Origin of the sequence: Bacillus cereus group sp. BceL291 (assembly GCF_051776705.1) — a bacterium.
In the GTDB taxonomy this organism is placed as follows: domain Bacteria; phylum Bacillota; class Bacilli; order Bacillales; family Bacillaceae_G; genus Bacillus_A; species Bacillus_A cereus.
This window is the reverse complement of the sequence record NZ_JBPWAP010000107.1, coordinates 1-13,229: the sequence shown is the minus strand read 5'-3', so window position 1 is coordinate 13,229 and position 13,229 is coordinate 1. Positions and strand designations below refer to the sequence as shown.

The window sequence follows — 13,229 nt, the reverse complement described above, 5'->3', positions numbered from 1 at the left end:
AATTGAAAGATTCATAAAAAATGTCATCCTTTCTAGCTAGCTTTTTAGAAAGAATAACGTTTTTTGACACTTGGGGGTAGTGCAAATTCTTAAGTTGATGGGCATGGGGTTTCTTCAGCAAATATAGAACGTACCTCTTTGGATAGAAAAATAGAAGAGATAGTAAAAAAAGATAGACGGTTCAAATGTCATGAATATTTTAAGTATGATTTTATTGAGTTAAGAAATACAGCAGCGCATGGAAGGTTGCACGAGAATGTTAATTTCAAAGATACTGCAAATATGTTAATTTTAGATTTAATGTATTTATGTGATGCTTTAAATAATTCTAATGCGCTAGTGGTTAACAGAATGAGAAGCCTTATAAAGAGGTTTGAAGAAAACTTTAATAATGATTATGTACCTATAGACGGGATAGTATACTCGTTTATAGCAAAATACAGAGATAAGTCCCTTCCATCTATTTATGAGAAGGAAAATGTAATACAAGAAATAAAAAAATATGCTATGAGCGATAATTTTTTGAGATATATACATATTCACATAATGCATCCTTCGTTGGTATCAGAATTATCACCGGAACAGAAACAAGAAATAAAAAAAATTATAGTTTATTTAATGCGTTCAAAAGAAATTAAAGAGCGATGTGTAAATTTATTGAAATTATTAGCAGATAATTCAAAAGAAGAATTAGTACATAAATAAGTATGCGCACCATATTAGGTGAATAGGAGGAGAATATGGATCAGTTAAAACAATTGTTTCAAAGTACATTATTAGTGGCATACCCACTATTTCAAAATATAGAAAATAACGAACGAATCTTTAATAAATGGAGAGGACTTTGTACGTTAATTAATAGCGATGTTAGTTATTTAGAGGATCCTATGTACACATCTGTCTCCTTTAAAAAATTTGCAAATTGGATATCGTATAAGGAATCCCAAGGTGTTGGTATTATGGAAATTGTTGCTCAAATAGAAGGATACCGACCAGAAGTATTTGAATTACTTGCTAATGATATAGAAAAAGAATTTGAAATTCTTTTAGTGAAACAAAAACAAGAAAAAAAACATACAGAGGAGCAGCAGAGCTTCATCGAACATAGTAGTGCTGGTTTTATGTACCATTTAACAGACACAATTGCAAAAAATAATTTTACAGAAGATAAGGAATTGAATGCCCATATTGCTGAGCTACCAGATAAGAGTAATAGCCTTGTTGTGGTATCTTCACGTTTTAATGATGGTGATATGAAATTAAGAGGCGCAGGGGAGTTAAATAGATGGAATACATTAGTTGATTCTACTTTTGTTGATCGTGTAATGGATGATTTAACTGCTGATTGCTTGGATATTGTAACAGAAATATGGGTGAAGTCAGCAAGCACGGAAAGTAGTCCAGTACATATAGGTTACGAAGAAATATTAGAAATGTGTAGTATGAAGCAGGTGAGAAATGGTAAGTCCTATTATCGTAAAGAGGACCGTTTAAAGATTATGGAGCGTTTAGCTGCACTGGCAAGTATTTTTATATATGTAAACGAAGATAATGAAATAGTTATACTAAATGATGATGAGAATCCAAATGAGTCACTTGCTTATAAAAAGCAACGAGTACGAAGACTATTCGTAATGGATGAAATAGTATTTGCTAAAGATATTGATACCGATGAAATGTTAGGTATTGAAAGTATGAATGTTGCACCTGGAACATTTTTATCTAAGTATTTATATGGATCAGAAAAATTGACTGGTTTGTTATCGAAAAAGGCCCTTGAATACAACAGTAAACAACAGCGATATCATAAAAGATTGACTAGGTATTTAAGTTGGAGATGGCGAATTCAGCAAGCTTATCAGCATTTAGTACACCCTTATTCAATCGGTGGTCCAAAAGGTCTTATAAGTGTTATGGGTGTAAGCATGAATCAAAATCCTGCCAGAATAAGAAGTGTATTCGAAAAGACACTTGATGACTTAATGCGTGATGAAGTCATCAAGGAATGGCAATACCAAACACCGATTGATGAGGGGAAATGTTCTGGGCGTAACTGGCTTGAGAATTATTGGTTAAACCTTAAAGTAACGGTTACACCTACTGATGAGTTAGTATCGTTACAGCAAGAGCTTTTACAAAAGAAAAAAATAACTCCTAAGAATAAATTGATGGAAACAGTGGTAAAAGATCCAGTAATAGAAGTACAGGATATGGAGATAGAAGAAATTCAAACATCTCAATTAGAACAGCAACAGGTAAATAGGGATATTAATTGGTATCAGCAGAAGATTCTCCAATATAAAGAAGAAAATAAGTGTAGTTTAAGAGATATGGCAAAAGAAATAGAGATATCACCATCTAATCTTTCAAAATTGTTAATAGGCAAAAGAAAAAGATTAAGCGAAGAAACACATAATAAGTTAGATAAATGGATTGAGCGTCAAGAGGTAGTTAATCTGCTGTAAATTATGGTTAAATATAAATCAAAAAAAGCTGTTGGAAACAAACGAAAAGTGTATGTTTCCAATAGCTTTTTTTGATTATACAGTTACACGGATTAAAAATAGTATCTTTATTAAAATCATAATGCATTTATAAATTCGTCAAATATAATTTTCACCTCTTTCTTAACAGAATCAAACACCTGTTATAAAGTTGTTAAAAAAATGCAAGGTTTATTCAACAATTGGGCGAGAGAATATGGGAGTTACATACCTTTTAAGTAGATTCTGATCTACCTGTTTAAAACTAAAAGTTTCGAGTAAAGATATGGTTAGTTGTTGTGTAAATAAATGGATATTTAAATACAAATGAATATATATTTTATATTTGATAAACAAATTAATTTAATTAGTATTTTCCTTAATAATAGAATCAATTGTACTTTGTTTTATTACCCCTGATTTTTCTGATTTAAGATGACAAAAATTTTTCAAAGAAAAATTAATATTCTCCAATGCTTTTATCAAATCAGATATTTTACTTGATTCCTTACTAAACAATTCTTCTAAAAAATTTTTTTTAAAAGGCATCCAAATTAAAAAGACAGACATAAAAATTAAAAAACCTAACATTAATAGATACTGAATAGCTTCTGCTGATGTCTTAATTTCATGATTATAAACCCAGCTATTGAAAGCTGACCATACTGGAATCGTAAACAAGAAAAATAAAGAACCATAGCTAGACAAAAGTTTTAATACATTTAATTTCTCGGTTTCTTCTTTTTTTTCCTTTAACACCTGTATTAAAAATTGTAATGACTCTTCATTGAATTTAGGATCATTATTTAAAAGTTCTTTCTTAAATAAATATGATTGAACAATTAAACAAATAAAAACTTGCCATTGTTTGCTTTTAAACGAGATATTATATTTATTAACAGAAATCAAAATAGCTGGTTTTACTACAACATAATGCATACATACCAAAAACAAAATCATATAAACAAAAAAGAAAATCATATAAATATAGAAAGAATCAAATTCAATATCATGTTCGACAAAGATGTTTAAAGAAATAATAACTAAAGCGGCTATTGAAATAAAAGTAGCAACCAAAAAAATAATATTTTTTAAAACATACTTATAAACTAAATTCCATTTACTTAACTTTTTCGAATAAAAATTAAATAACTCCAATTCAAAATCAAACATATAATTCTCCTTACTATTAATAATTATACCTTTTAATAACATTATCACCAGTTCTACTATCGATGTAAAAAATATAGCAATTACCATACCCACTTAAAAAACAATTTAATATACAAGACCTTTTGAATTTTTACGCTGTTCAAATTCAAAAATAACCATCGGAAATCTATGAAATATTAAACCTATTTTGAGGATAAATTATTCGAACTGAATACATATTAATGTTATATTAGAATAACATAATAAAAATAACATAAAATAATAAATTCATGTACAAAACTATAAATTAAAAAAATTGATAGGATATATTTCTAAAACATATAAAGCACCTAATTAATCTGTTACCTAAATTCTTTAGGGGACAGGTGGTTTGATTTTTCTTGAATTCGCACACAATTTTAGGAATGGATGTATACTAGTACCATCTTTCGCACAGTTTTGTTTGGTTTTTTGTTATCTTTTGTGAGTAGAAAACTTCACTTTTTAAATGACCAAAGCAGCTTGCTATAAAGGCATTATCATGGCAATTTCCTCTCCGGAATATACTGATAATTATGTCGTTTTCTTTGGCATACGCTTGAAACTTCTTGCTGTATAAATACTTCCTTGATTCGATTGTAGAAGGACATTTTTACTTTTGCCCTCTTATTGCTTGTTTTGATGTCTTCACTGCTAATGCCAGTGTTTATAATTGCTTGATGACTTAACTAATAATTTCACGATTAAAGGTATCCATAATCGTTGATAACTAAAAGGTTACGCTCACCAAATAATAGATTAGACATATCCGTAAACTATGTTTCATTTTGTATGGATGAATCGAATTGACATTCCAATCGATGAGGGTCTATCCCTGGTTCCACACCATTGATGTATTTCTTTTTTTGGCACACTTTTGAAAGAATATAATTTTGTCTCATAAGTCTTAATACTTTTTATGATTCACAAAGCCGAAGAGTAGGAGTCACTCTTCGATATTCATATCGTAATTTATGCCTAAGACAGATGTCCTAGATTTTCTTTTTTACCTTATCTATAAAATATTTTGTTCGTTATAACCACCGATAAATGTGGAACAGGGTAATTCTAATACGTTACACAATTCTTTTACAGTTATTTTTATGTTTAAACAGTTCCATAAAGTAACAACAAATTCCGGTTTCAACTCCTTTTAATTTCCAGATAATTTCCGTATATAAGTAATTTTGTTTTTAAGTGTTTATTTTCTAAGCGTATTTGTTCCAATTCATTTAATTCTTTTGGCACTTTTCTATAAGAATATTGTTTTCCTACAGGGCGACTAAAACAATACGTTTCACCTTCACGATGCCACTTCATCCAAGTTTTAATCTGTGCTTAATTTTTAACTTCTAATTGATCCATAATTTCTTTGTTTGTGTACCTTTGTTTTTTCAGCTCGATTGTTTTCCAGATAATTTCTTCTAGATAAGATTTTCTCATTCCCATACGAGGTGTTTTTTCATGTATCTCTATTCGGCTTCACTCATATCAAATACTTAAGTTTTTTTAAAATTCCCGTAGTCTTTTTATATTATATATCTAAAAAATTATATGATATTTATCCATTAATATTTTTTATGTAAGAAAATAATAGGGTATTTAAAATTCTGTAAATTATAATTTATAGAATTTTGGAGTGGTTAATATAGATTTGTATACAAATTAGATACTATTTATTCATTTTTAAATATGAAACTGATATTATCAAGTTTTTTACGCTTATTTGGTATCTTTTTTAGATACTAGTGTTATAATGGATAACAAGGAGGGAATTAAATGAAAAAAATAGTGGGTGAAAACATTAGGATATACTTAGAGGCGACAGGACGAACTCATCAATGGGTTATGGATAAAGGCGGAATTCCAAAGGCGACTTTTTATAAGCTATTAAAAGGAGAGGGCGATTTAACAAAAGGAATAGAAAAAATAAACGAATTGTTTGGAATAAAAGATGATTTTTATTTCTATAATTCAGAATTTAAACCACCATTAAAATTAGAAGATAAATTAAAAAGATCTGATATACGAAATTTTGCAGCTGCAAATTATGTAGCCGTTGAGGGCGAAGAAACAGAATTCAAAAATACTTTAGATACTTTAGACGATTTCATAAGAATGATTGAACTATTAAAGCCTTATAATAATTTAAATAGAAATGATTTTATATAATATTTTTTATCTAATACTTAACATTAAATATAGCCTATAAATTTTTGGAGTATACAACGTTGAATTTTATCTACAAAGGGATGTGAAGAAGAATGATAAATAGCACTAATATCAGGGAAGTTATAGAGCAGAATCAAAAAATACTTCCTTCAATATTGGTAAACGTAGAAAGTACAATTGAAAAGGGAATTCATTTTAAATATAAAACTATAGAAAGTATACGTAATTATTTAATGCAGAAAACAGAAGTACTACTTTTCCCGAGCAAATCTTTATCTTATGGGGGAATGGTGTTATATCGAAATGGCTCTTTTTATATAAACATAAATACTTTACAACCGAAAACATATGAGAATTTTGTTTGGGCACATGAATACTATCATTTTGAATTTGAAAAGGATCGAATCAAAAATGCGGATGATGTAACTTTTGTGAATAATCCAGTCCTAAATGAAAATGAGCGTAGAGCAAATCTTTTTGCTGCAGAGTTGTTAATAAATGATGATGTATTAAAAACTTTATTTCAAGAAATAAAATTAAATTACGTTAATGATTCTTTGGAGAAGAATGTAATTAGGTTAATTCCAGCTTTTGAATTGCCTTATAAAACTATGGTAATTAAATTAGCACAAGAAAACCTGATTAGTATGGAAGATGCAGAGAGAATTATTGATCATGATTACCGCCATAATTTACCACAAGATTTTGATCTTTCAATTTTAGAACCTACAAAAGCAATTAAGATTGATGGATTAAATAAATTACTTGAATCAGAATCCGTTCAAGAAAATATGCTTGAATCAGATTTTGAAAGTATTCAAAATCTAGCAAATCAGCATTTCAAACAACTGGAGGCTATTCGAATGGAAATTTAAGGAGGAACAAATAAATGGACCAAGTAACCAATACACCAGAGACGAACCAAGATTCAAAATGCAATGGAATAGAACCTTATTTACAAGATGGTAGGAAAAATGATAGGGTTACACACTATTATATATTGGATAATAATGTCCTATCAGATTTAGCAAAGTTGGCAAGAGAAGAGCAAAGTTCCTTCAAGGAGTTAATGACATGTTACAAAGGAACAGTATTTATAGTACCGGAAATGGTAATGGAAGAGGCTATTAGGAATTTACCTGGACAACAGTGGGTTGATGAGAAATATTTGAACTTTTATCAGGTAATGAGTGAATTACATATTCCCATTTATCTTGAATCTGTTGAGCATAATTATCAGATTTTTGCAGAGGGTTATGGTAGTAAGGAGGAAGCCTTCCTTCAGTATAAAGAGATAGCCCTAAATTCAATAAGTAATATTGCTATTCAAGGTGAACTAAGAGAGGCAAAATCATGTAAGGATATTGAAAAAGCTTATTCGCAGTCCTTGAAAGATGCTGGCGAACGATTTATTTTTCTTTATGCGCATGCGATGTTACAAGATAAAGTAAATAAGATTTCTATTTTGAGTAATGAGATAAAAGGTGTCTACAATGTTTGGAAAGCAAATATGAGAAAAGGTGAATTATTGGAACTTGTCAGAGTTACTAGTCATGAGGAATATTGTGAAAAACTGCGACCTGTATCATATAATTGTATTCTAGTGAATTCCTTGAAAAAGAATCCAACATTAACTAGTGAACAGAAAAAGTCATTATTACAAATTATGAGGGACAGTAAGATAATTGGTAGAAATGTTTATTATTCTCAGAAATCATGCAATTTAGTAGATACTAGGGCAGATATGAACAATGAGGAATTTATAAACTTTATTGAAAAACATGATGATTATAAATTAGCGTTTTAAATTATGCAAGTTTTGAAGTGTTCTATACTTTTGTATGGGACATTTTTTGGTTTATCTATTTTAAATAGAAGAATCTTACTTCGAAAATAAGAATGGTTCCGTTTTAAACTATGTATTTGGGGAAGATAGGGTGACCTATATTGCTCATGTTCGTGAAAATAAAAATTGAGTATAAACTGCGGAAGTGCTCTTATTAAAATTAGTTAAATTACTACAAGCTTTATTTTTAAATAAAAATATTCTTAAAAAATGACTTAACTAAAGTAATGGTTAGGTCTTTTTCGTATGCTTATTTTATAAATAAATAAGGTTTAATTGAGATTAGAGTGAAGATTAATATAAAGTTTTGGTTTTATAAAGTAGAGTAGATAATATATAAGTAGAAGGTAATTGGAGAGAGGGAACCAAATTGTGTAAATGTAGGGTTTGTGAGACAAACAACAATGATTTTCATTGCAATATAGCTGGGGATAATATTTGTAGAAATTGTTGTAATGACTTTCAATTAAGAAACTTTAAAGATAGTTGGAGTGGTTTAGTAAAGCTAGTTAAGGATGAAATGGAAATTTATAACATTAGCGAATGTTGCCTAAAATGCAAGGGGTTAATGAGAAATCAAAGGGTTGAATTAACAGGGGACGGATCGATAATAAATTATGGCTACAATGGCAAATATGTTTTTAATGATATGGTTGATTCTTACTCGTATAAATTTTTCAATAAGAAAAAAATAGTATTATTAGAGTCTATGAATTCACTAGATATAACTGGAGTATATGATTTGGCGGAAGGATACTATCTTTTAGAAGAATATGAAAAAGCAATAGATTTATTAGAAAATTTGGAGGGGAAGGACACTGATAGTAAAGTGTTGTTACTGCTAGGAAAGGTGTATTTTCATGCCAATAACTTACAAGCTGCAATAGATTGTTTATTAAATTCTATAAAAATACATGGGGATAATTCAGAGACTTATCGTATACTGGGAGAGGTATATCAAGCAGATAATAATCTTATAAATAGTGCATATTATTTTAATCAAGCAATCAAGTATTTTAAAATAGACGCGTATGATAGACCAAATGATTATTTTCCACAGTATTCATATCTTGGATTAGCAGTAGTATATTCTAAGTTGAATCAGCATAATGAAGTAATAAAATCAGCGGAAAAATTTTTAGAATCTCAATATAGTTGGGATACCTTGGTAGAAATGCTTTATGAGCAAAGATCCGGTGAAAAGAACTATATAGGTTTCGGTGGTTTTTTTGCATGCGCTACTATATATGAATTAATGGCATTGAGTTACTTAGAGAAAGAGAATCTAATGCTAGCTGAAAAATATATTGACCGTGCTCAAGAATTAAATCCTGAAAATACAAATATTGCAACGACCAAAGGGATAATTATAGGTAGAAAGCATAATGATGGGAAAATAAGTGAGTATAGAGAGCAAATTAGTTCATTAAGACAGAATATAGAGTTGAGAGCTAGTAGTATTAACAAACTAAAAACGCTAAGACCAGAAGAACAAGTCAAACTGTTTACGGGAAATGAAGAAGAAAGTGTGTGGGGTTTCCTGGTAGGGAAAATATTTGATAATTTAAAGACAATCGAGAATTTATCACCAATTGTTACGCCATCTCAGAATAAAGCTGCTGAAGAGGATAGATATACGGATTTATTTAAATCACATATGGATTCTAATTTAGTAGATACCTTTGGTTGGATTACTCATACTCAGAGTAGAGGTGGATACACACGGAAAGAGATGGGAGATAGAGGGGGAATAGGAGAAAGGGATATAGTAATTCGTTCTCATCAAAATAAAGACTTACTAATGGGTGAAGCTCTAATATTGAAAGGGAAAGATACTGCAAGCATAAAAACCCATACTAAGAAAATTTTTGGATATGATATAGGGAATTGTAACTTCCACATAATTATTAATTGGGGTTTTAGCGAAAAGCCTGATTCAGTCTGGAAAGATTATAGAAAATTAGTAATTTCTCGGCAAGAGGGTATTTATGCAGTAATTGAAAATGGAGAAACAGAGAATTTATATCCAGGGATTAATAAACAAGGAATAAGAACATTTTACACGAAACATTCTACAGATGTTGAGAATGAGGTTGCTACTGCGATTCATGTGTACGTTGATGTATTAAAACAAATGAAGCGTGAAGGTGCTGAATTAGCAAGGAAGAAGTAGAACGATGTGATTAGAAGATTTAATAAATAAAATTCTTCATCATATTATAAAACTATACATTCTTGTTTATTAGTTAGCTAATAGCTATGAAAATAAAATTAAATATATCGGTGTACAAGAATGAATTGATTTAGAAAGTCCTTTGATTTTTTAGGTGCGAATGTATAGCAAACATGAAATTCCTAGTACATTCGCACCTAGAATTCTCATAATGTATGATGGGGATTTATGATTTTTATACAAAATACTTTAATAAATAAAAATATTTTTATATTTTTGAATAGAATTAACGTATTTGTGATTGATTTTGAGCACAAATCGGTGTCGCACCTCATATAGGTGCGTGGATTGAAATTATTGTTACACCTTTAGAGTATCCGAGTAAAAAAGTCGCACCTCATATAGGTGCGTGGATTGAAATTGGGTGGCAATGTTTGCGTTATTAGTTCCGAGTGGTCGCACCTCATATAGGTGCGTGGATTGAAATACAATGGGAAAGTGTTAGGTTATGCACGTTTTAAAGTCGCACCTCATATAGGTGCGTGGATTGAAATTAGGAGTTATTAATGGCTTTAGATGTTAGACCAGTCGCACCTTATATAGGTGTGAGGATTGAAATTACCTCGGGTTTATATTTATCTGGAATGCCCATAGTCGCACCCTATATAGGTGCGTGGATTGAAATTTTGCAACTAGCTCAATTGTTTTTCCGTTTTCAGTCGCACCTCATATAGGTGCATGGATTGAAATAGTTTAGTAGATACTCAACTAGAAGTATCTATATCTGCAGTATCTAATACAAAAGTAAACAGTATAAAATGGAGGGAGATTGAATGACCTACATTGCTCATATACGCGAGAGTGACAGTCAAGTACAAACAGTCGAAGAGCATTTATTAAGAGTAAAAGAACTAGCTGAAACCTATGGAGAAAAAATTGGTATAAAACATTTAGCTGGTTTAGCCGGTATGCTCCATGATATGGGGAAATACACCAATGAGTTTAAAGAATATATATTGGAAGCAGTAAATAATCCTAATTCTCCACCTAAAAAGGGGAGTGTTGACCATTCAACTGCAGGGGGGAAATTGTTATATCAATTATTCCATACAGAAAATATGATTCCTTACAAAGGGATAATATCTGAGATAGTGGGAAATGCTATTATTTCTCACCACGGATACCTTCAAGATTTTTTAAATCCAGATTTAGAATCGCCCTATTTAAATAGAGTGCGAGATAAGCAATTAAGAGGATTTGATGTTACACAACAATTCTTTTTTAAACATGTCATGAAAGAGAAAGATTTTCATGAGTATGTGGACAAAGCTACTGTAGAACTAGAAAGTTTCCTACTTAAAGAATCCCCAGAAAATGCTGAAAAACAATTAATGTTTTTAACTAAATTCATCTTTAGTACATTAATTGATGCCGATAGAACAAACACCCGATTATTTGAAGAAGAAAAAAGTGTAGAATCCGTAATAAATGTTGATGAGTTATTTGAGAAATACTACGAGAGACTCATGACAAAAATCAATTCTTTCAAAAAACAGCAGAATGCAAATACCCCTATTAACATGTTGAGAGCAGACATGTCAGATCAGTGTGATCAGTTCGCTGAGAGGCCATCAGGAATATATACGTTATCTATTCCAACTGGTGGTGGTAAAACATTAGCAAGCTTAAGGTATGCACTAAAACATGCAAACACCCATAATAAAAAACGAATTATTTATGTTGTACCTTTTACAACAATTATCGAGCAAAATGCGGAAGAGGTTCGAAGAATATTAGAGGATGAAGAAAATATTTTAGAACATCATTCAAATATAGTTGAAGAAGTGAATGAGCATGATGAAAATGAAGACGGTGTGGTTAGCATACAACAAAAATTAAAATTAGCTAAAGATAATTGGGATTCTCCTATTATTTTTACAACCATGGTTCAGTTTCTAAATGTGTTTTACGCAAAGGGAAATAGAAATACTAGAAGACTCCATAATTTAAGTGAGGCAATTATTATTTTTGATGAAGTGCAAAAAGTTCCTGTTTCATGTGTTTCATTATTTAATCAAGCATTGAATTTTTTAAAAATATATACTCGTTCCAGTATAGTCCTCTGCACTGCTACTCAACCTGCTTTGGACTTTGTAGAACAAAAATTAGACATAAATACGGATGCTGAAATGATTAATAACCTTGATCATGTAATTGAAGCATTTAAAAGGGTGAAAATCATTGATCAAGCAACTAATGAAATCTTTAATAAAGATAAACTCAAAACATTTATACATACAAAAATAGAGGAAGTACAAAGTATCCTCATTGTTCTAAATACAAAATCAGTTGTGAGAGATTTATATACACAATTACAGAGTCAAGGATTAAATATCCCTATTTATCATTTAAGCACAACAATGTGTGCAGCACATCGACATAAAATTTTAGAAGAAGTTAGAGAATGTCTCAAAGAAGGAAGAAAAATCATTTGCATCAGCACACAGTTAATCGAAGCAGGTGTAGATGTGAGTTTTGAGTGTGTTGTTCGTTCTTTATCAGGGTTAGATTCTATAGCACAAGCTGCAGGAAGATGTAATCGCCACGGGGAAAAGGGCATACAGAATGTCTATGTGATTGATTATGAAGAGGAAAACTTAAGTCATTTAAAGGAAATTAAAATTGGAAAGAAAATTACGAAGAAAATCCTTATGGATTTAAAACATAACGATAAAATACATGGAGGACATATTTTATCAAGAGAGGCAATGAAGAGGTATTTTAAAGAATATTATAGAGAATTTGAATCAGATTTAGATTACTTTATTCCAAAACTAAAAAAGAACATGACTGAGTTATTATCCGTACCAAGAATAGAAAATAGCTATCGTCGAGCATATATTCATAAACATGATAAAAAAGATATTCCATTATTTATTATAAATAGCTACCAGACAGCGGCCAAACATTTTAACGTCATTGATGATATAACCACTTCAGTTATTGTCCCATATGAAGAAGGAAAGGATATTATCGCAGAATTAAATAGCAATAATTCCATTGAGGATCTGACTCGATTATTACGAAAGGCACAGCAGTATACAGTTAACGTATTCAACTATGAAAAAGAAAAATTGATAATAAATGATGGACTCGTATACTATCTTGATGGGAAAATTCTAGCCTTGAAGGAAAGTGCTTATAATGATGAATATGGTTTGAATGTGCTTAATGAGAGCGATTTTAAGACAGCTTGTTTTTAGTAACTTAATAGTAAGCCACCATTATCATTGAAAACCCAGCCAGTTTATAATAAACCATACATGAAAATTTTATAAATGTATGGGGGAATTTTGGGAGATGA

8 protein-coding genes, 1 pseudogene and 1 CRISPR repeat array are annotated in these 13,229 nt (G+C 30.2%); of the genes and pseudogenes, 7 read left to right on the top strand and 2 right to left on the bottom strand.

The genetic code is table 11. From position 1 onward, the window contains the following. The first annotated feature begins 138 nt into the window (after positions 1-138). Entirely contained in the window at positions 139-705 is a 567-nt protein-coding gene (locus ACS2CR_RS31190; RefSeq protein WP_309567680.1) for a hypothetical protein, read from the top strand. Positions 706-740: 35 nt separating this feature from the next. Further along, a complete protein-coding gene (locus ACS2CR_RS31185; RefSeq protein ID WP_000372481.1) occupies positions 741-2,465 on the top strand; it encodes a helix-turn-helix domain-containing protein in 1,725 nt (574 codons plus the stop codon). Between the two features lie 381 nt (positions 2,466-2,846). On the opposite strand, the gene ACS2CR_RS31180 is transcribed toward ACS2CR_RS31185, so the two are convergent. Together ACS2CR_RS31180 and ACS2CR_RS31175 are read right to left on the bottom strand one after the other, a co-directional pair. Further along, on the bottom strand, positions 2,847-3,656 hold the full coding sequence (locus ACS2CR_RS31180; protein ID WP_000459233.1) for a hypothetical protein: 810 nt from the start codon (positions 3,654-3,656) through the stop codon (positions 2,847-2,849). Between the two features lie 401 nt (positions 3,657-4,057). Continuing rightward, positions 4,058-5,123 (bottom strand): annotated as a pseudogene (locus tag ACS2CR_RS31175) (IS3 family transposase); the annotation flags it as partial. 330 nt (positions 5,124-5,453) lie between these two features. Between ACS2CR_RS31175 and ACS2CR_RS31170 the strand changes: the two are divergent. From ACS2CR_RS31170 to cas3, 5 genes are all read left to right on the top strand, one after another. Further along, positions 5,454-5,846: a hypothetical protein gene (locus ACS2CR_RS31170; RefSeq protein ID WP_000724860.1), complete on the top strand. Its 393-nt coding sequence runs from the start codon at positions 5,454-5,456 to the stop codon at positions 5,844-5,846. A 92-nt stretch (positions 5,847-5,938) separates the two neighbouring features. Beyond that, the gene (locus ACS2CR_RS31165) at positions 5,939-6,721 is read left to right on the top strand and encodes an ImmA/IrrE family metallo-endopeptidase (RefSeq protein ID WP_000610947.1); all 783 of its coding nucleotides are present in this window, start codon (positions 5,939-5,941) and stop codon (positions 6,719-6,721) included. A 14-nt stretch (positions 6,722-6,735) separates the two neighbouring features. After that, positions 6,736-7,653, top strand: a complete 918-nt coding sequence (locus ACS2CR_RS31160) for a hypothetical protein (RefSeq protein ID WP_000373088.1) — start codon at positions 6,736-6,738, stop codon at positions 7,651-7,653. Between the two features lie 409 nt (positions 7,654-8,062). Further along, positions 8,063-9,865, top strand: coding sequence for a tetratricopeptide repeat protein (locus ACS2CR_RS31155; protein ID WP_000335059.1), 1,803 nt, complete (start codon positions 8,063-8,065; stop codon positions 9,863-9,865). Positions 9,866-10,188: 323 nt separating this feature from the next. Next, a CRISPR array of direct repeats spans positions 10,189-10,615; the repeat unit is 32 nt; unit sequence GTCGCACCTCATATAGGTGCGTGGATTGAAAT. Between the two features lie 83 nt (positions 10,616-10,698). Beyond that, positions 10,699-13,128 (top strand): CRISPR-associated helicase Cas3', encoded by a 2,430-nt coding sequence (gene cas3, locus ACS2CR_RS31150; protein WP_309567681.1) that lies wholly within the window; start codon positions 10,699-10,701, stop codon positions 13,126-13,128. Positions 13,129-13,229 lie beyond the last annotated feature (101 nt).